General features: G+C 56.8%; 16 protein-coding genes. 7 read left to right on the forward strand and 9 right to left on the reverse strand.

Going from position 1 to position 24,911, the window contains the following annotated elements; translation table 11 throughout:
* Positions 1 to 15: 15 nt before the first annotated feature.
* Positions 16 to 957, reverse strand: coding sequence for an alpha/beta hydrolase (locus Pla52nx_RS23650; protein ID WP_342190244.1), 942 nt, complete (start codon positions 955 to 957; stop codon positions 16 to 18).
* 330 nt (positions 958 to 1,287) lie between these two features.
* On the opposite strand from Pla52nx_RS23650, the gene Pla52nx_RS23655 reads away from it, so the two are divergent.
* From Pla52nx_RS23655 to Pla52nx_RS23665, 3 genes are all read left to right on the forward strand, one after another.
* The gene (locus Pla52nx_RS23655) at positions 1,288 to 2,325 is read left to right on the forward strand and encodes an aldo/keto reductase (protein ID WP_146518562.1); all 1,038 of its coding nucleotides are present in this window, start codon (positions 1,288 to 1,290) and stop codon (positions 2,323 to 2,325) included.
* Positions 2,326 to 2,854: 529 nt separating this feature from the next.
* The gene (locus Pla52nx_RS23660) at positions 2,855 to 4,132 is read left to right on the forward strand and encodes an agmatine deiminase family protein (protein ID WP_342190245.1); all 1,278 of its coding nucleotides are present in this window, start codon (positions 2,855 to 2,857) and stop codon (positions 4,130 to 4,132) included.
* Between the two features lie 118 nt (positions 4,133 to 4,250).
* Entirely contained in the window at positions 4,251 to 5,495 is a 1,245-nt protein-coding gene (locus Pla52nx_RS23665; RefSeq protein WP_146518563.1) for a threonine/serine ThrE exporter family protein, read from the forward strand.
* Between the two features lie 25 nt (positions 5,496 to 5,520).
* On the opposite strand, the gene Pla52nx_RS23670 is transcribed toward Pla52nx_RS23665, so the two are convergent.
* The 3 genes from Pla52nx_RS23670 to Pla52nx_RS23680 form a co-directional block, all read right to left on the reverse strand.
* A complete protein-coding gene (locus Pla52nx_RS23670) occupies positions 5,521 to 8,925 on the reverse strand; it encodes a caspase family protein (RefSeq protein WP_146518564.1) in 3,405 nt (1,134 codons plus the stop codon).
* A gap of 153 nt (positions 8,926 to 9,078) precedes the next feature.
* Positions 9,079 to 11,115 carry a caspase family protein gene (locus tag Pla52nx_RS23675; RefSeq protein WP_231741749.1) on the reverse strand — a complete coding sequence of 679 codons (2,037 nt, stop codon included), beginning with the start codon at positions 11,113 to 11,115 and terminating at the stop codon, positions 9,079 to 9,081.
* Between the two features lie 572 nt (positions 11,116 to 11,687).
* Positions 11,688 to 12,374, reverse strand: a complete 687-nt coding sequence (locus tag Pla52nx_RS23680; protein ID WP_146518566.1) for a winged helix-turn-helix domain-containing protein — start codon at positions 12,372 to 12,374, stop codon at positions 11,688 to 11,690.
* Between the two features lie 423 nt (positions 12,375 to 12,797).
* On the opposite strand from Pla52nx_RS23680, the gene Pla52nx_RS23685 reads away from it, so the two are divergent.
* Both Pla52nx_RS23685 and Pla52nx_RS23690 read left to right on the forward strand, forming a co-directional pair.
* The gene (locus Pla52nx_RS23685) at positions 12,798 to 13,688 is read left to right on the forward strand and encodes a phosphoribosylaminoimidazolesuccinocarboxamide synthase (RefSeq protein ID WP_146518567.1); all 891 of its coding nucleotides are present in this window, start codon (positions 12,798 to 12,800) and stop codon (positions 13,686 to 13,688) included.
* 7 nt (positions 13,689 to 13,695) lie between these two features.
* A complete protein-coding gene (locus tag Pla52nx_RS23690; RefSeq protein ID WP_146518568.1) occupies positions 13,696 to 14,580 on the forward strand; it encodes a DMT family transporter in 885 nt (294 codons plus the stop codon).
* Between the two features lie 124 nt (positions 14,581 to 14,704).
* Here Pla52nx_RS23690 and Pla52nx_RS23695 read toward each other — a convergent pair whose 3' ends face one another.
* The 3 genes from Pla52nx_RS23695 to Pla52nx_RS23705 all read right to left on the reverse strand — a co-directional run bounded on the left by Pla52nx_RS23695 (position 14,705) and on the right by Pla52nx_RS23705 (position 17,795).
* Positions 14,705 to 15,733 carry a hypothetical protein gene (locus tag Pla52nx_RS23695; RefSeq protein WP_146518569.1) on the reverse strand — a complete coding sequence of 343 codons (1,029 nt, stop codon included), beginning with the start codon at positions 15,731 to 15,733 and terminating at the stop codon, positions 14,705 to 14,707.
* Between the two features lie 59 nt (positions 15,734 to 15,792).
* Positions 15,793 to 16,794 carry an NAD-dependent epimerase/dehydratase family protein gene (locus Pla52nx_RS23700; RefSeq protein WP_146518570.1) on the reverse strand — a complete coding sequence of 334 codons (1,002 nt, stop codon included), beginning with the start codon at positions 16,792 to 16,794 and terminating at the stop codon, positions 15,793 to 15,795.
* Between the two features lie 65 nt (positions 16,795 to 16,859).
* Positions 16,860 to 17,795, reverse strand: a complete 936-nt coding sequence (locus Pla52nx_RS23705; protein WP_146518571.1) for a hypothetical protein — start codon at positions 17,793 to 17,795, stop codon at positions 16,860 to 16,862.
* A 291-nt stretch (positions 17,796 to 18,086) separates the two neighbouring features.
* On the opposite strand from Pla52nx_RS23705, the gene Pla52nx_RS23710 reads away from it, so the two are divergent.
* On the forward strand, positions 18,087 to 22,706 hold the full coding sequence (locus Pla52nx_RS23710; protein ID WP_197454306.1) for a DUF4332 domain-containing protein: 4,620 nt from the start codon (positions 18,087 to 18,089) through the stop codon (positions 22,704 to 22,706).
* Between the two features lie 471 nt (positions 22,707 to 23,177).
* Here the strand turns inward: Pla52nx_RS23710 and gatC are convergent, their stop codons facing one another.
* Entirely contained in the window at positions 23,178 to 23,474 is a 297-nt protein-coding gene (gatC, locus tag Pla52nx_RS23715) for an Asp-tRNA(Asn)/Glu-tRNA(Gln) amidotransferase subunit GatC (RefSeq protein ID WP_146518573.1), read from the reverse strand.
* 37 nt (positions 23,475 to 23,511) lie between these two features.
* On the reverse strand, positions 23,512 to 23,787 hold the full coding sequence (gene rpmB / locus Pla52nx_RS23720) for a 50S ribosomal protein L28 (RefSeq protein ID WP_146518704.1): 276 nt from the start codon (positions 23,785 to 23,787) through the stop codon (positions 23,512 to 23,514).
* Positions 23,788 to 24,347: 560 nt separating this feature from the next.
* On the opposite strand from rpmB, the gene Pla52nx_RS23725 reads away from it, so the two are divergent.
* Entirely contained in the window at positions 24,348 to 24,908 is a 561-nt protein-coding gene (locus tag Pla52nx_RS23725) for a hypothetical protein (protein ID WP_146518574.1), read from the forward strand.
* Positions 24,909 to 24,911 lie beyond the last annotated feature (3 nt).

The following is a 24,911-nucleotide window of genomic DNA, read 5'->3' on the forward strand; positions in this document are numbered from 1 at the left end:
CCGTGTCAATTCCAGTCAGGGAGTTTCGTCTTGCCATCCACGCCACAACCACCGCAACGAATCGGGAAAGATCGCACCGCCGTGGTTGCCGTTGTGCGCGCCCGTTCCCATCACGAAGCGATAGTCGTAGTCTTTGAAGGCCAATGCCTTGGCCATCTGTTGATTCGCCAGCGGCCAGTTGCCGAATGGGTTGTCCAAATCATTTTCGCCGTCTTGCAGGAACACTCGAATCGGTTTCTTTTTCGATTTGCGAATCATCGGCGGGTACGCATGCCCGCCGCGTAGATCGACAAAGCTGCCGATGTGACTGAGCACCTTACGAAACTGATCAGGTCGGAACCATGCAACGCTCATCGCGCAGATGCCGCCCGAGCTGTTTCCGCAAACGGCTCGCAATTCGGGATTCTTGGTGATCGAGTATTCCTTTTCTACCTCCGGCAATATTTCTGTCAGCAGAAACTCAGCATAGTCTCCGGTAACGCTGTCGTATTCGACACTTCGGTTCGCCGGCTGAGGACGCCAGCCTCGGGTTTCAGGAAGTTCACCTTTGTGGCCTGGATCGATCATGACGGCGATGGTGACTGGCATGTCGCCCTTGGCAATCAGATTGTCAAACACGACGGGCAGGCGAAAATCACCGTCCACTCCCTCGAACGCGTGACCGTCTTGAAAAACCATCAACGCCGCGGGCGTCTTGCCGTCGTACTGTGCGGGAACATAAACGCTGTAACGCCGCTTAGTCCCGGGGTAGACGTTGCTCTCCAGCCAAGTGTGCTGTGTCACCTTGCCCTTGGGAACCGAGTCATCGACTTGCGAATCCGGCCCATGCTCGTACGGGGCTGGTTCTTGTGCGTTACCCAACGGAGCGAGGCAAAGCGACAAGAAAAAGACGCTGAGCAGAACGGACCTGCCGAAAACATGTCGGCCCATGGGAAGCAAATTCAATTGCCGCATCATCGCTTCTTTCATCCAGATGGAGGGGGTGGGTGATTTGTGGGTGGGAACTTGTATCATACCATCGATGGCTGAACCGTACCGGCCTTGGAAGGGTCACGTAACTCCATCGCGAGCAGATTTCAAGCCCGGATTATTCACGCGACTCGCTACAAACTTCGCAACACGTTTGCACGAAACGGCTTGCGAGGGTTGGTACGACAATAGTCCGCGCATATCAGCCGCCACGCGATAGCGTCCGGTTCTCACGCCTATAATTGGGAACCGGACGCTATCGCGCTGCGGCTGATGAATAATCGGGGCTAGCACCTTACCCACCACCTAGACGATTTGATGCAGCAACGAAGACTTGGCAAGAGCGGCATTTCAGTCAGTGACATTTGCATGGGCACCATGACGTTCGGCGGCCAATGCAACGAACGACTCAGCCATCAGATCTGTGATGCCGCCTGGGATCACGGGATCGATTTCTTTGATGCCGCGGAACTCTACCCCGTGCCGCCCTCGGCGGAACTGTTTGGTGTGACCGAGCAAATTTTCGGACGTTGGTTGAAAGACAAGCCCCGGGACGCGGTGATCGTGGCATCGAAAGTCACCGGTCCGGGACATGGTTGGTTCAAACCGCCGGTGCGGCATGGCAAAACGTCTCTGGATCGCCAACAGATCGTCGCGGCTTGCGAAGACTCCCTGCGTCGACTCGATACCGACTACATCGATCTGTATCAAACACATTGGCCCGATCATGGCATGCCGTATGAAGAAGTCCTCGGGGTGCTGACGGAACTACGGGACGAGGGCAAGGTTCGTGCGATCGGTGCCAGTAACGAGACCTGCTGGGGGATGATGAAAGCCTGTTGGGCGGCCGACGTTTACGATGTCGATCGTTACGAAACGGTGCAAAACAATTTCAGCTTGATCAACCGTCGTTGCGAAAGCGAGCTGGCGCAAGTCTGCCGTCGTGAGTCGATCAGCTTGCTGCCCTACTCGCCTCTTGGCGGTGGCGTGCTGACGGGAAAGTACCAAGACGTCCCGCCGCCGGGTGCTCGATTCACGCATTATTTGACCGAAGGCGAAGAACGCCAGAAACGCATGGCACGGCGTTTCGTCAACCCTCGCACGCGGGAAACCGTCGCTCGTCTGACGGAAATTGCCCAAAGCATCGGTACGTCCGTGACCGCACTCGCGGTGGCCTGGAGCCGTCAACACGATTTCGTCGCATCGACCATCATCGGGGCAACCAGCTTGGAACAACTGGAGCAATCCATGGCGGCCAAGGACTTGATCCTGGACGAGCAAACCATGCAACGGATCGACGAAGTGGATTTTGACATTCCGACACCGATGACCGAAGACGGATTGCGGCGATTGTAGCGATGAAGACAGACGTTTGACAGCAGCAATGTTCGTTTGCACCAAACGGATTGCGAAGACTTCCACCACAACCGTCTGCGCATATCAGCCGCCACGCGATAGCGTCTGGTTCTTGCACCCATGTTTGGGAATCGGCGCTACCTCGCTGTGGCAGACGAATAATCCGGACTAGTGCATCGTCCAGTCTTGGAACGTGGGTTTGATAAATGAGCCGTTTTGGCGTTAGCCACGGTTTTCGCGACTCAACCGTGGCTAACGCCAAAACGGCTAACCCCAAGATCAAGACTGGACGATGCTCTAGTGGTCTGGGACAACTTATTTTTAGGGTAGTGGATCTTGTTAAAGATCCTGTAGCGGTGGGATCTTTGGCAAGATCCACTACGTTAAACCCTAACTTCTAGCTGTCCCAAACCACCAGCGTACCTCGCCTCTCACGAAATCGACGAGCTGCTGGCTTTGATGTGGCAAAACTCGGATTAGATTGGTGGGTGAAACACCGCCCGGTGGAATGAACCGGTGGAATGAACCGGTGAGACTACCCGGCGAAGAACCACGCATCCGTTTTCCAGGTCGGGATCTCTGCAACCCACAAGCCATGCATCTCTCAGTGATTTTCCAACGCCTCTTCTCCCGGTTGCTTGCCACTGCCTGCCTTTGCAGCGTTCTCTCGTCGGCTTGGGCTCAGTCCCAACGCACAACCGTCAGCACGAGCACTTCGTCGGAATCGACGCAACTGACTCCCATTCGGCTGCCCGGCGAGTTCGAGCCGCAACGGGCTGTCCTATTGAGCATCAGTGATTGGCAGCCCCATCATTTCCCGGTTCTGACACAGATTGCTGAGAAGACGGCCGGCCAAGTCAACTTGTTGATTCTGTACAACGATTTGAAACAGCTCAGCCCTGCGATCGTCGCGTTGGCGCGAACCGGACTGCCTTTGTCGCACGTCTACTTTTCGCCCATGGAATTGGACACGATTTGGATGCGGGACTACGGCCCACGATTGGCCGCGACCGATGACGGCTGTCTCTCGATCGATTTCTTCTACGAAGGCAGTCGGCCGCGTGATGACAAGATGCCGGTCACTTGGGCGAGCGCGACCAGCGTCCCGATGCGAACGGTTCGCTGGACCGTGCAAGGCGGCAATTTGATTTTCAACGGCCAAGGTCTCGGGGTCACCAGCACGCGGATCTTTGAAGACAACTACATTCGTTTTCCTCATCAGTCTCGTCCCTTCGATCCCGAACTTGAGCGGCGCAATATGGTGACCAGCGAGTTCAAACGGGCGTGCAATTTGAGCGAGTTGGTGGTCTTGGAGCCACTGCAAAACGAGATCACCAAACACGTGGACATGTTCCTGACGTTTCTCGACAAGGATCATGTGTTGGTCGGAGAACTGGATCGATTCCGTGATCCCATCAACGCCGCCATTCTGGATCGTAACGCACAACGACTCGGCCAAGTCACTGTGGAGGGGAAACCGCTACGGGTCTCGCGGATTCCGATGCCGACTCGTGATGGAACGCAGTGGAGTTCGTACACAAACATCATCATGGCTGGAAATCTGATCCTGATGTCCACGTTCGACTCCGATCCACCCGATGTCCTGGCGGCGGCGAAGGCGACCTATGAAAGACTGGCGCCTGGCAAAGTCGTCGAAACGGTCGACTTGACCAGCATGAAGGCCTTGCAAGGATCACTGCACTGCCTGTCGATGAACATGCCCGAATTCGCCCCCTGGCCCAAGCTGGTGTATTCCTACGAATCGTTCCGAACGCAAGTCCCGCAGGAAATCATCGACGCAAAATAGCCGCGCCGAGCCCAGGGTAAGCAATTCGTTGTGTCGGATGGTCGTCGAACAATCGTCGATCTTCGCTTTGCACGTTAACATGCAGCGTCATTGAGTCATTCCCTCTCCAGACGTTCGCATGCGCACACCCGATCAGCAATCCGATCATTATGCTTTTCTCATCGAAGCCGCGATCATGCTGCATCGATACGGCACGCCTTCCCATCGACTCGAACGCGTGATGGGCAAGGTCGCCCAGTCGATCGGCGTCTGTGGCGAGTTTCTGTACACGCCGACGGCGCTCGTGATTTCACTGCAGCCGGCCGTTGGGAAACCATTGCCAACGAATGACCAACTGGATGAAGAAGTCACGGTGATTCGACGCGTCCATTCCGGCCCCATCGACGTTGACAAACTGATTCGCTTTGACCAACTGCTTGGGAAAGTCGAATCTGGCGATGCGACGATCGAATTTGCCCGAACGGAACTGGTTCGCATCGACGAGTCCCGCAGCTTGTACGGCAAACCGGTTTATGCGGCGGCCTGTTCGGTTGCGTGCGCGACGGTCGCAGTGTTCTTTGGCGGCTCTGGTTGGGAAGTGTTCGTGGCCGGCATGGTGGGTTTGCTCGTGACGCTCATCGAGTTTTTGCACCAGCGTTGGAAGCTCGAGGTCGGATTGCTGGAACCCCTGGCGGGTGTCGTCGCTGCTCTGACGTCTTTACTGATTTCTCGGTATTGGTTTCCGATCGATGACCGATTGGTGACCTTGGCTGGACTGATCGTGTTGATTCCAGGCTTGCGACTGACCGTCGCTCTGACCGAGTTGGCGGTGGGGCATCTTTCCGCAGGCGTCGCCAGACTCGCTGGTGCGATGGTTTCCCTGGCAACCTTGTTCGTCGGTGTGGCCTTGGTTTGGCGTGTGGCTGATTCCATGCGTCCGGCGATCGCCCACGCCGAGCCACTGGACACGATTTGGCGATGGGGCGCCTTGGCCATCGCGCCGATCGCCTTCTCCATTGTCTTCCGAGCCGGCATCAAACAATGGCCGATCATCGCTTCGGTTTCCATTCTGGGCGTCATCACCAGTTGGTCAATGGAGCCGCGATTCGGTATCGAAGTCGCAGCGTTCAGCGGGGCGCTGGTGGTCGGATGCGGCAGCAACTTGTATGCGAGATTGCTGGATCTGCCAGCTCTGGTTCCATCGACGCCGGGAATGTTGATCTTGGTTCCCGGCTCGCTCGGCTACCGTTCGCTTTCGGCGCTGCTGGAGCAGCAGGTGGTCGAAGGCGTACAGTACGGATTTGCCATGATCCTGATCGCGATCAGTTTGGTGGGCGGTCTGCTCGTGTCCAACACGATCATTCCGCCCAAGCGAATCCTCTAGTGCTGCGGGAATGAACTGCGACAGCCTACTCGGTGCCACTGACCGCAAGATTAAAGTTGCGAATCGTCGGCGGCTTTTGGGTCGTCGGATGTTGTTGGCCATCGGTCAACTCGCGAACGCGTTCGGCGATGCTCAGTTCCAGTTCGGTGATCGAGATGTATCCATCACCGGTCTGGTCGGTCTCTTTCTTTCGCATCGCCTCCAAGAACGCGTACGTGAAAGCGCCGTGCCCCCACTCGTCACGCTCCAAGCTTTCTTCCTGGACGGTGCTGCTGGCAAACATGATCGCGCCCACTTCGCTGGACACCAGGTCGGCCCAAGGGTCACGAAGCGATTTTGCGCCGCGAGTCGAGCCGCTGTGGCAGGTGTCGGCAAACAACAGGATCTTGCACGGCATTTCTTGAACCATGCGTTCGATTTCGGTGTAAGACAGCGCCGTGGCCCTCAGGCGTTCGGCATCGGTCTCGTGGTTGCAGAAGTAAAAGTTCTTACGCGAGTCGACTTCGCCATGTCCACTGATGAACACGACCGCAATGTCGTTTTGCGTGACGCTCCGATAGAGCCAGTCCATGCCGTCCTGAATCGCCGAACGCGTGGCACCTGCATCCGTCAGAATCTTGGTTTCGACTTCACGATAGAATTTCCCCTCCTGCGATTTGAACGCGGCGGCAAACGCAGTTGCATCCTTGGCGGCAAACTGCAGGTCGTAGTCATCGATCAAGTAGTCAGCAACGCCGATTGCCAGTACGAACATCTTGGGTTTGATGACGTCTGATGTGTCCCCGCCTTGTCGGGTCAAACTGACAACGCTGGGAGAGCTGCTGGCGGCCGAGTTGGTGGCAATCGCTGTGATATCCGTGCGTCCTTCTGGCAACGCGATGGTGTGAACGAGGGTCATGCTGCCGTCGTCGTTTTGCTGGGGCTTGGGCAAAACGCCGGTCGGTGGCCGCCCGTTGACCAACAGCACCACGGATTTGACCGGCAAGTTGTTTTGCGGCGTCGCGACGATCGTCAGTTTGATCTTATCGCCAGCAACTTGACCGTCCTCGGGTGCTCCCTGGATGGCGACGGTCGGTGGCAAAATGCTCTGAAAGCTTTCTTGATTTCGCAAGTCGAGAGTCGGCGATGCGATCGCATTGGGGAGCCGAGGCTCATCACTAACAACTTTGTTCAAATCAGGGCGTGCGCCATCGGGATCTCCGTTCAAGATCGCCTCGATGACTTGGTCGATCACATCGGGGCGATAGAGCGTCTGACGAAGTTGTCGAGCGCTGAAAAAGTTGGCGGTCTCATCCGGTCCTCGATTGACCTTCCAGCCGATCAAGTCGTGCCCACCCAATGAAGCGTCGTAGTAGCCTTCTGGGGTGAAGAGAATCCAGTCACCACGTTTGGTGGTAAAGAACGTCAACACGGGTTGTACATAAGACCCCGATGGGACACCGTTGCCGAGCAATGTCACGGGGATCACCACTTCCTGGTCTCCACGAAGAATCGTCAAATCCAGGACGTCACCAGGCTCATTGCCGTCTTGCATGTTCATGAACTGACCGGCAAAGGCAAAGGGCATGGAGCCGTTGATGCCACTGATGATGTCGCCGACACGCAGATCGCCGACCGCGTTTTGGTCGTAGATTTCTGACACGCGCCAATTGGCATAGTGGCTGAACTCCGTTCCCGAACCGGTGGGCACCGCAGCGTAGGGTGTTCTGCCCAGCGTTCGCGTTTCAAAGTCGCTCTTGCGATAGATGCAAACCGATCCGTCGGTCCATGCCGCGGTCACGAATCGATCGTCTTTCGTCAGGTTGACGTCGGAGGCGACCGACGATTTTTCGATGCTACCCGCCGCAACCGAATTTCCGCGGCCGGGAACACCTGGTCGGGGATTGATGGCACCGATCTTGATCGCGTCGGCCACCAGCGACACCGAACCGCCACGAAACATCATGACTTCATTGTCGTGATTGCCTTTCGCCAGGGTGTATGTAAAGAATGGTTTGACGAATGGGGTCGTCGCAAAGTCTTCTTGGCCTGCCGCAACGACGTTGACAAACTGCCCCTTGTCGTTCCGCATTCGCGTGGTCGTCACGCCGTACAAAGTCGTCTTTGCACGAGGGAAATCGCCCTCGGGTGATTCGATCAAGCGTCGGTTGCGGAGATCAAATCCATCCTTGAGTTTCGCGTAGTCATTGAATTTCCAGTCCGCGCCCGAATTGGGACGATTTCCAAACGCCAGAATACCTTTGCTTTGATCCAGAGAGGCGGCGTACATGGAATCGGCAATGGATTTGGATCGAAAGATCGGTTTCCCGGTCGCAGAATCCAACACGTACACGTTCCCCAACGCGTCACCCACCGCGACTCGCTGGCCGTCATACGAAACCTTGACGTCCGACGGTGCCCACAAGAGACCTTTGTAGCTGGCGGTCGGAGATGCGTTCTCGCCGCTGAAGATGTCGCACTGGTAGTAGTCACGGCCATTCTTTTTCGCCGAGTATGCGACCGCGAACTTGCGTTTCTGCACATCGCCATGTCCATGCCCTACGAATCCATCCACATTTTGGTAATACTGTTCTACGCGATCCTCCAGGCGACCGTACCATTGCAATTCAGGACTCGCATCGTAGGAAACCGATTCGTCGGCAACAGCGTCGTAGGCTTCTCCAAAGAAAGGCTGGATGTAGTAGCGATTGCTGCCGAAAAAGAATCCGGCTTGCGGCAAAGTGGACGTTCCGAACAGTTCGTCGTAACCCTCCCCTTCCTCCAACTCTGTCACGGGTTCTGACAGCAGCATCTCATCTTTTTCCCAATCAAACAACATGTAAGAGCTGCCAAGCCCGAACCCGTTCTCTCCGGGAGTAAGGTAGGTCGAAACAAACGCCAAGTACTTGCCGTCGCCGCTGAAGGTCAAGTGTCGCGCGGAGCGTTTTCCGACCGTCACGCCGTTGCCGAGTTGACCGGGCACCTCGGGATTGCCCCAATATCCGGCCGTGACATCCAGATTGTCCAAAGCACAGGTTCTGACGTACGATCCATGTTCGGTCAAAACCGCGACCGCAAGGTAGTTGTTTTGCGGATCGACCGCGAGCGACGTGATGATCCCCGAGTCTTCCTTTGAAAAACCGCGAATCGTGTGATACAACTCGCCCGTTTCGACTTCCCAAATTCGGATATCAGAATCGGTGCTCGCACCGACGTATTGACCGTCGCCGCTGAACGCGATCGCCCGAATCTGACTGTTGAACGCTCCCGTCTCGATCAGCAATCGAGGCTTGGAATTCAAGTCCGCAGGCGCCGCCGACTCCTCGACTTCGTTTCCACTGGAATCCCCCCCTGCGATCGCAATCTGCGCCCGAGCGGTCGAAACACCAATGACGGTCACCGAAAACAAAGCGGCAAAGGTCCAGATCAAACGCATATGATTATTCCTCATTTTGATGTCTCTCTATCGCGATCGGTTCAGCATTCTATTGGCTAAAACGAATGATCCGACATGCCCTTCCCAGATTTCAGTTGCAAGAACGATCTTTTTTCCATGACCCTGGTCCATTGAATCCCAAGCCAGGCAATTCCAATCGCTACAAGGCTACTCGCTTTTCCAGCTTATCAACTTCGCCGTCCACCATGGATCTTTAGGTTTGCTGATCGATTTGCTGCCAAGCGTTTTTGTTCCGCTCGCCCGCTGGGTCACCCGAAACAATTGCGAAAGGTTAGGCGGTTGGTCGGAAACGATTATCAGTGCGCGGTGGACGCCGTCTTGCGGTGCCTTGAAATCTGGGTGATTCCGGGGCAACAGACTGTCTCCATTGCAAACAAATGATCGCGTCAGCAACCCGTCTGGCATCGAGATCCGCTGCTGATCCGGATCCGTCGCCGTGAATTCCGTCGGACACATCACGGCCATTTCGAACGCAGGATCGATGTGGATCACGCTGGCGTAGAGCAAGCGTGATCGCGCGCGGGGATCGCTGATCTGCAACGCGTAGACGTCTCCTGTTTTCAGAGTAGGCAACCCGTCGGCCGCTGGTGTAACAGGCGAGAACTTGTATTGTCCGTCCACGATCCCCCCAACGACCAACTCGACCTGCAATGGTTCGCTTTCTTGACTCGTTCGATTTTCGCTGAGAAGCATCGAGGCAAACTGCTCGGTCGCCACCAGTCTCTGGACCAGCTCCTGTGCCTTGCTCGCAAACGTCCCGTCTCTCGCGATCACATGACTTGTGGACGAACCATCCTCCGCACTCGCATGACTGATCACCCGACTGATCACCATTTGCCGGTCATCAAGATGGATTGAATGCTGCGTTTGCGAAGACTGACCGACGTAGTTGATCTGAGAATGACGAAGCTCGGGGAGCTGACGCAAGATCTCATCGGGCGACTCGCCCTGGGAGTTAGTCAAAGCAATGGAAAGCGAATCGCTGGATGCACTGGCCGGTCTGATCTCACACCAAAAACCGTTCTTTGTCGGCGGCTGTTGATTGCCTGACCATGTGATCAATCCGCGAGACTGCGACACGCCGACACGAGTGAACTCGATTTCACCAACCGCTGCACCGCTGGTCGTTTCCAAAGAATCCAATACAGGAAATCGGTCCCCGACGCGGACCGAGTCCAGAATGCCCGCGTTGACGGTGACGTCGCCGCTGGAGCCGATCACGATCGGGGCGAATCGTCGTTCGGAAGCAGGACGCACGAACAAAACATTGGACGTCGCTATCGCTCCCGACATCTCCAATTGCGGCTCAGGGCTGGTCTGCAGCTTTGCCAGTTCTTTGTATTGTCGTTTCAATTCATCGGAGAGTTTGTCGAGCTGCACGGTTGTTGCCGTTGCATTTTGCGTGGCGATTCGGCACACCCAGTAAGTCAACAGTCCGTACGGTTCACCATCAGCGTCGTACTCGGGCTCCAACTGATCCGAACGACATGCCGAAATCACCGCCGCGCCGACTGGCAACGCAGCGGGGCGGGCGATCGGAGCGAACCGATCCTGCTGGGGTGACGGCAGCGTTCGATCCAGTCGGCGATATCGTTTCAGGCCCCGCAAGCCGGTGCCGCTGTGGCAGCAATCCAGCACCACGAACAAACGATTTCTTGGATTCGCAGCGATGTCACACGCCCATTGATGCAACTGATCGTCACGAATGTCCTTCTCACCGCCGACCTTTTCGGCATCGTACGGCACGAGGGTTTGGTCGTAGAAATTCGGCTCGTCACGCAGCGGCCCCGACATTTGGTCGAGAACTTGTGAGCCGTGTCCACTGTAATGCAGCACCACCTGGGCGGCTTTGCCCGAGCGATTGCATTGCAGCACCCGCTGCTGCAACAAGTCAAGCTCCCGCGTGATGCCCTCACGCGTCGCCTGTGCGTCGGTCAGCGTGACAATGGATTCGTCCTCAAACCCCGAGTGCACCGTCAGCAGTTGACGCATCAGCTCCACGTCGTTGAGACATCCACGTAGCTGCTCGGATGCCTTGAGCTTGGGGTACTGATTGATTCCGATCAGCAAAGCAAAGCGGCATCGATCATCAGCGACGGAGACGCGGTCAGTTGCTCGTGGGGCGGTTTGTGGGAGCTGGGCAGACGCCTTCGGAGAATATCCGCCCACCGCCGCGAAGATCATCACCAAGCACGTGAGCACTCTTTCATGCAGCGATCGCCCTCTCTGCCCGGCCCAGCGAGGTGCGCCGGGAAAGCAGAATGCAGAAACGGCTACGACGAACAAACAAAGCCTGGGAGGGGTGGCAACGACGGGATTTCGCAACGGGCGGGGCTCCGGGGGGGGGCGTGGTGACACAGCATGGTTCTCCATGTTGAGTATACACGTGCATCCAATCTTTCCATGAAAACGCCAGCAAAAAAGGCAGAGACGCGGCGAGAAACGTCCAATTGACCGGTCATCGGGTCTGACGTGATCCTGGATTATTCACGCGACTCGCTGGACTGCTCAAAGTTTGGTGTTGTTTCTTTTTGGGTTTGCGCAAGTTTATGTCTCTACTGCCGGCGCAGCTGGTGGCCCCCAGTGAGCCTCAGGCGCTAGCCGTGGGCCTGAGGCGGATTGTGGTGCCGGCCCACGGCTAGCGCCTGAGGCTCACTTTGATTGCGATGCATAGAACGAAAACATGGACTGAAAAAACAATGTCAACACCAAACTTTGAGCAGTCCAGACCCCGCGGGAGAGGTCGCGTGTCACACTTATTCCTTGAAACGATATCCCACTCCGCGAACCGTTTCGATCAAATCGGCGGCGTCGCCCATTTTCTTGCGAAGCGCACGAACGTGAACGTCGATCGTTCGATCCAGGACGATCGTGTCTTCTCCCAACGCAGCGTCCACGAGCTCGCTGCGCCCGAATGCCCGTCCCGGTTGGCGGATCAAAGTCTCTAGCAATCGAAACTCGCTCTTGGTCAGTTTCAACTGATCACCGCCAATCGAAACAACAAACCGTCGTCGGTCCACGGTGACGTCTCGATGGCTGAACGAATCGCTATCGTCCACGACCGGTTCCCGACGACGCAGTAGAGCCTTGATCCGTTGCAGGAGCACCTTGTAGCTCTCAACGGGTTTGACCACGTAGTCGTCGGCGCCGACCGCAAATCCGACCACTTGGTCAGATTCCTCGCCCATCGCGGTCAGCATCAAAATCAGAATGTCACGGGTCTTGGGATTGGCACGCAACTGTTTGCAAACCTCGATACCGCTGAGCAGTGGCAAGTCGATATCGAGCAAGATCACGTCGGGCAAGTAGAGGCGAGCCATCTCCAACGCTTCCTTGCCATCGGAAGCGCGATAGACCTCGTACCCCGCTCGTTTGACTTGGTACTCAAGTGACTCTGCAAGGGGCAAGTAGTCTTCAACAATCAAGATCTTGTTGGTGGACATGCAGAATGGACGGTCTTTGGATCGTTAACTTCTCTGTTGGCGATTCTGTCCGATCATCGGACAGAACGGACCATTCGTGGTGCCGTCGCCGTAGGCCAGTAATGTGGTTGCAAGCGGGAAAAAAGTACACCAGTGAATGCCCGTTCTGCACATGAAAGTTGCGTTAAGAGACAGGCTCAGCGATCTCCCCTGAGCTCACCCCAGCGGCCGGAAAAGGACGCATGGTTGTCAGCTCAGATTGGGTTTGCAACAGTATTCGATCGGCAGGGCGGTATCATCCCAAATGAGGGAGAAAGTTGCGTGTTTTCGCCACAAATGATCAAATTGCCGTGACCATTGCCCTGACCATTGCCGAACCATTTTCCGATCCAATCGCCCGCAGCGATTCGCTCCATTTCCTCTCTCCCGCTGGACGAAAACACAATGCCCGACCTCTACACCCTGGATGAATCGGGTGCATTGCTGGCCACCCATCTGCCGCTGCCCAGGCGGAGCGGGAAAGTTCGGGATGTGTACGATCTGGGCCAACATCTGCTGATCGTCAGCACGGATCGGATCAGTGCGTTCGACTACATTTTACCGAGCGGAATACCCGGAAAAGGTGAATTACTGACGTCGATGAGCCGCTTTTGGTTCGAAACGCTCGACGTCCGACATCACTTGATTTCCACCGATGTCCCCCAAACACTGGGTCAGCAATTCGACGTGACGCCGCTGGCGGGCCGCGTGATGGTTGTGGAGAAAGCAGAGGTGGTCCCCTTTGAATGCGTGGTTCGCGGTTATCTCGAGGGCAGCGGCCTGCGGGAATACAACGAAACGGGCGAAATTTGTGGGAACAAGTTGCCTGCCGGACTGACACAATGCGATCGATTGCCCAAGCCGATCTTTACGCCGGCAACTAAAGCGGTCGAGGGGCATGATGAGAACGTGACAATCGGACGCATGATCGCCGACTTGGGCAGCGAGCTCGCTCTGCAACTGAGGGAACAAAGCATCGGGATCTACAACGCGGCGTCTGACATCGCGGCGGAACGTGGCATCTTGATCGCGGACACCAAATTCGAATTCGGCATGGTCGACGGTGAACTCGTGCTGGTCGACGAAGTCTTGACTCCGGACAGCTCTCGATTTTGGGACAGCAAGACTTATCAACCCGGTCACGCCCAACCGTCGTTTGACAAGCAGTTCGTCCGCGAATGGCTTTCTCAATGCGGATGGGACAAACAAAGTGATCCGCCGAAGTTGCCCGAGGACATCGTTCGTCAAACGGCAGAAAAGTATCACGAGGCGTATCGACGATTGACGCAAAGTTAGTCTGAACGTGCCATATCATCTGCTGATGCCGCTGATGGCGAGCATCTTGTTTGTCCTCGGTCTGCTGCTGCTAAAACGTGCCACCACGGCCGGTATCAGTCCGTGGACCGTTACCTTCGTTGCCAATCAGTGGGCCGGTTTGATCTTCTCAGCCCTTTGGTTTCTAGGCGGCAACACTCCCACACTGCAGCAGCTTTGGCAGCCGGCTGTGATCGCGTTGCTGTACATCGGCGGCCAAGTAGGAACGTTTGTGGCGATCACGCACGGTGACGTCTCGATCGCGGCACCCATGTTCGGCGTCAAAGTCATCATGGTGGCGGTACTGTTGACCATCATCGGCGGCGTCTCTTTGCCGCTGGCGATTTGGATCGCCGCCGGACTGGCGACCGCCGGAATCGCTTTGGTCCAATGGACGGGAACCGGACTTGGCAAGAATCGGCTGCTCGGATTCACGATTGCTGCGGCGATGGCCGCCAGCACCTGCTTTTCATTCTTTGACGTGCTCGTGCAGCGATGGTCTCCCGAATTCGGCGTGGGACGACTGGTCCCCATCATGTTTTGGTTTGTCGCCGTGTTTTCCATCGGCTTTGCTCCCTGGATCCAGCGACAGAAACTTCGTGATCCTCAGCTACGAAAAGCCGTCTTGGGTGGCGGTCTGCTGATCGCGATGCAAGCCTTCTGCATTGTGTTCACGATCTCGAACTTCGGCGACGCCGCAGCGGTCAACGTCGTTTATTCGATGAGAGGAATCTGGGGCGTATCGTTGGCTTGGCTGATCGCGCGTCGGTTTGGAGGCGCCGAAGCCGACTTGGGACGCAGCAAGATGCTGACCAGACTCGCCGGCGCGACACTGATCACGATCGCCGTCGTACTGGCCGTACTGAGTCGCTAAAGTTGTGCAAACTGAATATTTTTAGGGTAGTGGATCTTGTTAAAGATCCTGTAGCGGTGGGATCTTTGGCAAGATCCACTACGTTAAACCCTAACTTTTAGCTGTCCCAGACCACTAGGTTGTCTCACGGGCGAGCCACCGCTCGACGGGCAAAGATCTCTTGCATCTGTTGAATGATTTTTGGCGAAGGCAGGTCGGTTCGCTCGAGCATCCAGAATGAGAAATTGTCTGCCAAGATCTCGTCGGGGTGAATGATGTAGCCAGTGTTTTGGCCGATCTGCTCTGAAAAGCCTCCCGCATTAACGGTGTGAACCAATTCAGGTTCGGCCTCTGGATCTGCCTGAATGATCCGTCCCGTCGACTCGTCACGTTGGATGACCAGCAAACGAAACTGCAGGTAATCAAAGAATTGGCCGCCGCGTTGCTCGTCGTACTTTTCCTGAGACGCGTACAGGATCGGCATCGCCCACACATCGCGCTGGTCGACGCGCACCTTGATGCAATGCTCGATCACAGGTGCATCCGGATTGGTCAGTTTGCGAGCGGCCAACTCGGATGAAAACTTCACTTCGCCGCAATGTTGAAACCCGATCAAGGCATACAGATCGTCCCTGAGTGAATCGTCCGCTCGCGACAGGATGTGAAACAGTTCGTGTAACAACATCGACTTCAGTTTGTCTGTCGCGGTATTCAATCGTTGCCCAGGAATCACGATCGCCGTCCCACGCGTGTACGGTGCTTGCCCTTCCTCCGATCCATTCGTCTTGACCAGTGTGATCCGATCGGGGACCGTGATTTTTCGTTGCTGAACAAGCTCGCTGATCTCTTTGAGCAAGGGTTGCAACAACTGTCGTTCAGAATCGTTCCACGGCTTGACGCAACTGGCAACGAAATCCAGGTACTGCTGCTCGGTCACCACTCGGCTTGTTTTCAGTCGAGCAGAGCGATCGAAGGGGCTGAGTCGTTTGACGAAATCATCATTCCGCGTCAGCACTGCGACGCCCTCTGGCACGTCGGCAAAATGCCAAACGCTCGTCTCGGGATCATTGAGCACAGGGTCATCGGCATAGGCGAGGACGTCCAGCACACCAGTGAACAACATGCAGAAACAAGCGGTGGTCGTGCAGGCATTCATCATTCGTTTCATTGTCATTCGTTTGAATTTGTGGTGGAAAAACCACACGTAGCCGCGTCCCCCGAGACGCGGAGTCTTTACGCATGTTTACTCGACCACCGGTCCCGCAACTCGGCGAGTCTTTCGGCCATGGTTTGCTTGGGAGTGTACCCCAATCGCTGCTTCGCTGCCGAAATGTCAAAGTAGTGATGGCGTGCCAGTTGAGCAGCGACAAATCTCGTCATGGGCGGCTCCTCTTTCCGGCCCATCCATCGATAGGCGGTCTCAAGCAACGCCCCCATTCGATAAGCGGTCGAGAAACCAATTCGCTTGGTCGGTTTGGCGACACCGGCCGTCTCACAGATCTGCCCGATCCAATCCCAGCAGTTGACGGGCTCGTCTTGTGTGACGAAATACGCTTGGCCGCCCGCGGTTTCAGGGGACTTTCCAAGAGCGTCCAGTGCGTACAAGTGAGACGCCGCTGCATCGGAGACGTGCACCGTGTCGATCAAGTTTTGACCGTCACCGACAATCCGTAGCTTGCCAGAGCGTGCGCGGTCGACGACGCGTGCTAGGAGATGCGGGTCGTCTGCGCCCCAGATCAAATGTGGCCTTAGCGCGCAGGTACTGAACCGTCCCGGTTCGTGAGCTTTCAAGACGGCTTGCTCAGCCAGGGCCTTGGTATGCGGATAGTGACACATCCATTTGGGCGGGTACGGGACTGCTTCATCGATCCCGCACTGATCACTGCCGTCGAACGTGACGCTCGGACTGCTAGTGTACACCAAGCTCGGGATCTTGTTCTGCCGACAAGCGTCGATGACGTGCTCTGTTGCCAACGTGTTGATGCGGTAGTACCGTTGCCACGGCCCCCAAACACCGGCAACTGCGGCCGTGTGAATCACCGCGTCCACATCGACCAAGGCATTTTGTGTGAATGACGCGTTACACAAATCGCCACGTCGATGGGTCATGCCGAGTGCCTCCAGGTCAGCATACGACTGACGAGAAACACCCACAACGTGATCGCCGCGACGAAGCAACTGCCGAACGATCTCGCTGCCCAAGAATCCTCCGCATCCGGTCACTAGGATTTGCATGGGCAGAATATGGCTCGCGAAATAATGAGATCCTCTATCGACGAGCCAAAAAGATAATTCAGACCCTAAAGATTGTCGACCGGCGATGGGATGTCTTGGAACGACAGGACCAGGACCATCTGCTGTTCCACTCGTCCGGCATCTTCGCCACTGAGCATCAGTCGACCCAGCCCACGCCGCGGCAATGTTTCGCCGATGACGAACACATCGTTTTCGCCACCGGTGAGCGAAAAATGCAACGGATCCAGTGTCCAGGCATCGCGACGCGTGTCGATCCTGAGCGCCGAATCACTGCTGGTCCAGCGTTGTCGCATCGCGCCGTGTTGAATCTCCGGAACCAATTGCAATTCGATCTCCCGTGAACTCTTGCCGCGATTGGCGGTCATCGCGAACAGGAACTGCGGTTCGTCCAAGGAGCGTCCGATCACTTGGTCGTCATATCGGACCAGCGGAGTCAGCGCGCCCTCGACGGGCAATCGAACAGGAAACTCGTAGCGTTTGCCCATACGAAGCGGGATCCTGTCCTTACCTGCCGGGTTTTCGCTGGCAACATCTGCCTTGACTAAGAACTCAGTGACCTCATCAGTCGACGTTGGTTGACTCAACTCCGTCAGCTTGGACTCAAACCGTCCCGACTCGGTAACGCGGCCAACGCGAATGCCATTCTCCAACAGCATGCGTCGTTGCTCTGCTGGGATGACCGTCTCGTCCGTCCACTGCCACAGTGACTCGACGTGATCCGGGTTCTTGCTGTCAACGTTCAACGGCACGAATCGTGTCGCCAAAATCATTGACTGTCGACTCTTGTGAACCTGTGGCTCCGCCGGACCGGCTTGCGTCAACGAAGTACGTTCCGACCAGGACGCGCATCCGCAAACAAGGATCACCGAAAGCGATCCAAGACACATCAAGACGGTTGTGTTGAATGTTTTTGCCAAGCGAAAGCGTCGATAGAACGTCAGCCTTTTCAGGCTGACACGAATACAGATCCAGTAACCCACAAAGCCAGACTTTTGTACCGATAAACCGATTGCACGTTAGACAGACGGCGTTTTCCGCGTCAACGGCGATCACCATCAGTCGATTTGCTAGCTTATGGTCGTTTGGCTCGGAAACACGTGTTTCACAATTCCTCTTTCCGTGAAACTGACAGTTCACTAAATTCGCCGCTGTACCCCGCATCTGCGAACACTTGAGCAACCGGACCCGAATGCTCACAGCGACATCACATCGTCGTTGATCAGACAATGGTGTTTGCAACTAGAAACACGTGGCCATGGAGGAGCCTGATCATGCTGCTGGATCGCATCGATATTGATAGTCACGGACCGCTCAATCGAGTAGAGTTGGGACCGTTTGCCGAGCATCTCAACGTGGTCACCGGTCCTGAGGGATCAGGCAAGACGGCGATTGCCCGGTTCATTCGTGACTCGCTCATCCACCGCGAGTACCCGCTTGGAATGATGAGTTCATCTACCGGACGTGTCGTCTGGGCGGACGTCAACGGTCGCCTGCATTGCCGTCGCGAAAAGGACGGTACATCAACCGGACGCCGGACGGTGGAGTTCGAATCTCGCGGCGACTCCGCCTACGGATACGACGGGCTCAGAGGCAGTTGGCTTGCCGCTGCCTCAGGCTCCACCGATGCCACCCGAGCACTGCAATCACTACGTGTGCCCGAATCGCTGATCGATGGCGTCGTCGTCGATACCGCGATCAGCAGTGTGACGCGAGTGGTTGCCGCATGCATTCGTAGCGGATTGGACACGCAAGAATTTTACCGCGATCTGCCGGCGAATTCATCGTCAATGCACCAATGCCGAAACGGGCAACTCGGTTCGGAGTCGAAAGAATCGGATGAACGACGCAAGCTGAGGGACGAGCTGGCGAGAGTGGAAGCCGAATTGGCTCGCTCGAGTCAGCATGGCGAGCATGTCGGGCCGAGCACGACGGAACATGAGCGTCTGACCGCTCGTCGAAACGAATTGTCACGCCGCCTGGCCAATCACAGCAAGTCCGATTCTCCGCGTCCCGTGCCGCCGACGCGGCAGCACTCTGCGGAATACATGCAGTGGAGCCATCGACTGGAGCAGTTGCATGATCGCATCTGGAATCTGCAAGTCGAACAAAACGAGCTGAGACGCTGGATCGATTACCTTGATGCCGATCGTCAACGTTTTGCAACCAGCGAAGCATCGTTGCGAAGCCGATATGCCGCGGATGGTCTGCCGGTCGATTCCTATCAAGCCGTTCGCGCGCTGCGTGATGACGCGCGGTTGCGATCACAGCTGCAAGAAATCGATGTCCAAGTCTTACGGTGGCGTCGTGTCCTGGCAGAAATTCGTGGGCTGCAGGAAGCCGCACTTGCCAGCCGCCAGAACCATCCCGCCGGTTGGTATGGCTTGCGTTACCCTGGTGACCCGACGGAAACTCGACGCAACCGAATGGAGCAGTTCATTCGATCGCTGGACCATCATGGCGAACGAAATCAATGGGATGACTATTATCGACATTCAGGTACGAGCGGCATCGACGAGATTGACGCACGTATCGAAGCAGCGTTGCGACAACTGGATGGATTGGTCCGCCAGTACGCCGGGAACCGCGATCTAGACTTTGCCGCCACTGACGCCCCTATTTGGAACGCGTCTTGGTACCGCGGGGTGACGCCGGTGCACGGACGCGGCGAGAATGCAACGTTGGTGGATACCCTACGATCGATCCGCTCGGACTTGGAAAACGCACGACAACACGGATTCCGGTACGACGGAGTCGACCGCAACGCCACGGAATCGATGCTTTCGGCGACCGCGGAACGGCAACGCCAGCGTCGCGAGTCGGAACTCTACGACTTGGGGCGATGCGAACGATGGCTGGTCGGTTCAATCGAGCAACTGCTTTCGCATCGAGAGTCTTTGATTCGCCAATACGACTTTGCTGATCAACTTCGCTATCCGGCTTGGGGATCGAACACTCGGTACACGGAACACGGCGACGGCCAGTACTCCGACTGGTACTTGCTGCATCTGCAACGCGAAGGTGATTTGCGTCGGGCGGACCATCAACGCGTGACGGCGGAACTGGAACGATGCTTGGATGAAGCAGCGTCGATCCGTCGCTCCATGCGGGGCTTGCCGGTTGTCGCTCAGTGGAATGATGTGACGTCGCACTTGGACTCGGAGATCTGGATTGATCGCGAAGCCATTTTGACGGAGTTGCGGGACATCGACCGACGATTGGCCGGTCACTCGCGGACACGCTGGTTGCGAAACCGCCGCGCGGAGCTGATCGATCGTCTTGGCGTGCCTCACACCAGAGACACTTATCAAGAGATCTCTCCCTTGGCGACAGAGGCCAGTCAGTGGCTGGTACGTTTGTCCGCCGGGCGTCTGCGGCAGGTCAACTGGGATCGCAATGCGGTTCAATGGTCGCGCACGAACGAGCCTGCCAACGGCAACGTTTCCTACGGCCGAGTTTTGATCGACGGACGCGACGAAGCGACATGCTCTGGTGTCGATCGAGCCCTGGCGTCATTGGCTGTTCGCATGGCTGCAGCGGATCTGTTGGAGGGGGCAGGACGAAGCCTGCCGCTTGTAATCGAAACACACCGAGAATTATTGACTCAAGAAACCGTTGCGTCAGGCGAATTCCGCGGCGATGGGTACCTGCCCGCTTCACTGCGAAATCATGACATCGACGGACGCGGTGCCTTGGCATTGGTCGCGGCACTGCAGGATTTTGTCACTCAAGGACGCCAGGTCATCTTGTTGACCAGCAGTGAAGCGTTGACACATCAAGTCATCAAAGCCGGTGCTCGTTCCTTTCGATTGCAAGCCGACCGAATCGTTCATCCCCACCGTCCCATCTGGCGTCCTCATTATGCGTCGGAAACCTATGTCGGTCCGTACGCACACACCTACGGTGACCACGTGGCCACTGGCCCCGCGTCGTTCGTCGACAACTATCACGATCATTTTGTCGATGCGCCGCCAGTACCATCGCCGCCAGTACCATCGCCGGTTGCGCCGCTCCGTCGGCCGGCCTTTCGTCCTGCTGCGTTGTCTCCCAATGCTCCGGCCGCGGACATCAATCGCAACTTCGACATGGCTTGGCGAGAAGCCTACGGGTTGTACGACAACCCCGAGAGACCGGCGCCTCCCGTCAGCCAGCATCCTGAATGGATCGACGGATATTACTTTGCCGATGCCTACACCACGTCACCGAGATCGCGTGACATGGTGATGAATGACTCGGCAAATGGCGTCGCGGCAAGCGGCTCCGTGTTTGGCATGCGAGACACCGTGTTTACCACTGCGGGGGAATCGCAACAGATCTCCCAAAGCATCGCTGCTCGCGGATTGGCTCGGCCGACATCGCCGTTTTTCTTGACCGTCGACAGCCCGATCGACCAAGCTCCATCGGTCGATGCGGTCGCGGCGGCTCGTCTGAGAGGACTGAGTGTCACTCACGTGAACCACTTGATGCAACAAGACCCCAACCGATTGGCCGATGCGTTGGGCTTGGCGAACGTCGACGCCGCTACGGTCCGACGTTGGCAATCCGAATGTCGGCTTGTGTGCCACGTCCCGCAATTGCGAGGATTCGACGCTCGCGTGTTGGTGGGATGCGGCATCACCAACCCTGCCCAACTGGCATCGACAAACCCAGTCGAGCTGCTCGAACGCGTCGAGTCGTTCCTGGCAACCGCTGACGGACAACGAATCTTGCTCAGTGGAACCAGTTACGAGCTGTCTCGCATCACAAGCTGGATCGCCGCAGCCAACCGGAATGCTTTGGATCCGGATACCGTACGATACTACGACACTCGTACCATTGATGGTCGGGTGCTGAAAGCACGCGGTGTGATCGGAGATCACGACAGCGATCGATATGAGTATCGGTTCGACGACGACGGTAATGAGATCGTGTATCCCTCATTTGAGCAGCAGCGAAACCGAGCACGACGCCGCGAAATCTTGCGAGCTCGACGTAACCGCTCCCAATCCAACTACGGCATCCGAAATGTTGCCGGAGACGACCGCGACGTAAGCGGAACGGGAGGCTATGCAGCCGGAAACGGAAATGGTTTTGGAAACGGATTCGGCAGGCCCAACCGGGCGACGGGCAACTCAGTGTCCAGCTCGGGACTCGGAAACGGATCTCGAAATGGCTCAGGAAGCGGCTCAGGAAATGGCAACGGTTCCGGAAGTGGTTACGGATCGGGTGCCGGCAACGGGCAGGCTCGCTCCAATGGATCGCGCAGATCAAGCGAGAGAGGAGAGCGAACGCCACGTCAGTACGTCAGTCTGCCAAACGATGCATCGGTCGAGAGCGAATACCGACGTGCAGAACGACCTGAGCGAGAATCCCGTGAAGCTCGCCAAGCTCGTGAGTCTCGCGACACCCGCGAAGGACGCAGGTCGCGTGAGGATCGCGATCGACGCGAACGCTCATCGAGTGACTCCGAGCGTGAGTTGCGATTCTATTTGGCGAGAAACAGTCCCATCGTTGATGCACCCTCGATCGGATCTCGGATGGCTGCCCGCCTGGAGGCTGTCGGAATCTATACCGTCGATGACTTGCTCAACGCGGACGCCGATGCGTTGGCGGCGGAGTTGGATCACCGTCGGATCGACGCCAGCGTGATCACGGCTTGGCAGCAACAAGCTACCTTGGTGTGCCGCATTCCGATGCTGCGGGGCCATGACGCTCAGTTGCTGGTCGCGGCCGAGATCACGACGGCTGAGGAAGTCGCTTCGCAGGACCCGCAGGAGCTGCTGTCTCTGGTCACTCCGGTCGCGCGGAGCAACGAGGGCAAGCGAATCCTACGTGGCAGCAAGAGTCCAGACTTGGAGGAAGTCACCGAGTGGATCGAGTGCGCCTCGCAAAACCGCGAGCTGGTCGCCGCATAGGGCTGGGCTGTTCAGATTTGGTGTTGGCATTGTTTTTTCAGTCCATGTTTTCGTTCCATGCATCGCAATCAAAGTGAGCCTCAGGCGCTAGCCGTGGGCCGGCGCCACAATCCGCATCGGGCCCACGTCTAGCGCCTGAGGCACTGGACGCCACCAGTTGTTGGTTCCATGCATCGCAATCAAAGTGAGCCTTAGGCGCTAGCCGTGGGCCGGCGCCACAATCCGCATCGGGCCCACGGCTAGCGCCTGAGGCACTGGACGCCACCAGTTGTTGGTTCCATGCATCGCAATCAAAGTGAGGCGCTAGCCGTGGGCCGGCGCCACATCCGCATCGGGCCCACGGCTAGCGCCTGAGGCTCACTGGGGCCGGCAGCTATCGACTTGGAAAGTCGAGCGACGATTGTCGTTCGACTTTCCAAGTCGAAAACGAACACCACCATCCGCCCAAGCACAAGCCATACGCCTTCTGCCTTACTTGCCCACGCCCAAGACAGCGGGGACACGGAAGCATTCTTCGTCGGAGGCGGGGGCGTTGGCCAACGCCTGATCACGGGTCAGGCCTTTCGTCGGCGAATCAGGCCGCCAGCGATTGTCGACATCAAGAGCCGTCGTCATCGGCTCGACCTGATCGGTGTCCAACTCTGACAGTTTGTGGATGAACCCCAGAATGCTTTCCAACTGGGGGCCAAGCGTCTGAATTTCTTCGTCGCTCAGTTCCAAACGCGCCAGCAATCCTAGCTGGCGGATTTCATCGTGGGAAAGTGCCATCGGTCAGATCACTTGATCGAGATGCTCGAGAGACAGATCACGCTTTGGCTTTGCCGCCGCTGACATCAAACGGCTTGGTTTTTACTGTTTTTCGAATCGTGCCACTGCGAATGCATTGCGTGCAAACCCGCATCGACTTGTTTTGGCCGGATGGCATCGTCACGTGGATGCGTTGCAGGTTGGGGACGAATTTTCGACGTGTGATTCCCGTGACCTTGGTACCAACACCACCGAGATACTTCGCCTTACCGCGAGTCTCGATTCGGTTACCCATTTGCACTCCCTTGCCACACACTTCACATTGCCGAGCCATCGTGTTGCCTTGTTTGAACGTTGATGTATTGTTCGGGCCGCCCTGATTTGGCAGGCCACGTTTGTCTTGGTATGCCGGTCGCTGGGTGAAACTCGGCACCGATGCCGATCTTTCGCTAGTCCGGAAAAGCCCAGGAATATAACGATCAATCGGCCGGGGCGAAAGCAGGAAAAGCCAATCGACGCATTCGGAAAACCGCTTTATTTCAGATTGTCTGGCGGAATGGAACCCAGGTAGCCGGCCATTGGTGGAATCCACGAGGGATTTCGTTGCCGAGGGGAGACGGTTCCGCCGAATGGGTGGCGTGGGCTCGGCCAACAAAGACCAATCTACAACGGCAGTCGATTGCCCAGTGCTTTCGGATATTGCGATTTCGGTCGCGGCAACGCTGGCGACCTACTGTCCGGCATCCCGGCCGCGGCGGCTTGAGCTTTATTTACGAAAAAACCTGAAGTCTGACCGCTGGGATCGCCGAAGAGAGTTACAGACCTCCCAATCGGCAAAGTTTTCCAACCTGATCTGCTCCCTCAGACTCACTCCCTCCTCGGCGGATTCCACTGATGTCAAGTCGTCTCACTCAGCGTTCGACTCTTTGGGTCATGCTTCTCGGACTGCTCGCCTGCGCCTCGACGGGCTGCTCCTCGCTTTCGTTACCTGCGTTCAAAGCGCCATCCGTTCCGCTTCCGGGCCTATCCGACGCCTCGGGCGATCCGTCCTATTCGGGACTGGAGGGGCAAACGCTGTCTGCGTCAATGACAGCGGAGAGCTATCAAAAAATCAAACAGGCAAAGGCCCAGAATGCCGTGGTTCTGCAGGTGCAGGGCGACAGCGTCCCGGTACGACTCTTGCCCCTGCCCGACGGTAGTCGATCGGTATTCGTCAGTGAGTTGCTGGAGCAAACAGGGCTTCAGTCGCGTCTGGGCTCGCGAACACAAGCCGTTTTGCATCGCCCGTCGCCCGACTCGTTGACGGGGATCAAGATGGAGATTGAGTTGAATGACAACGGCGAAGGAATCGCAACCGCGTGTGATTATGCGTTGCGTCCGGGAGACCGAATTGTGATCAGCAAGGCTGAGACCACGGGGGCTCAAGAATTGGTCAACATGGTTTTGCGACGTTGAGCG

It is taken from the genome of Stieleria varia (genome assembly GCF_038443385.1).
GTDB lineage: Bacteria > Planctomycetota > Planctomycetia > Pirellulales > Pirellulaceae > Stieleria > Stieleria varia.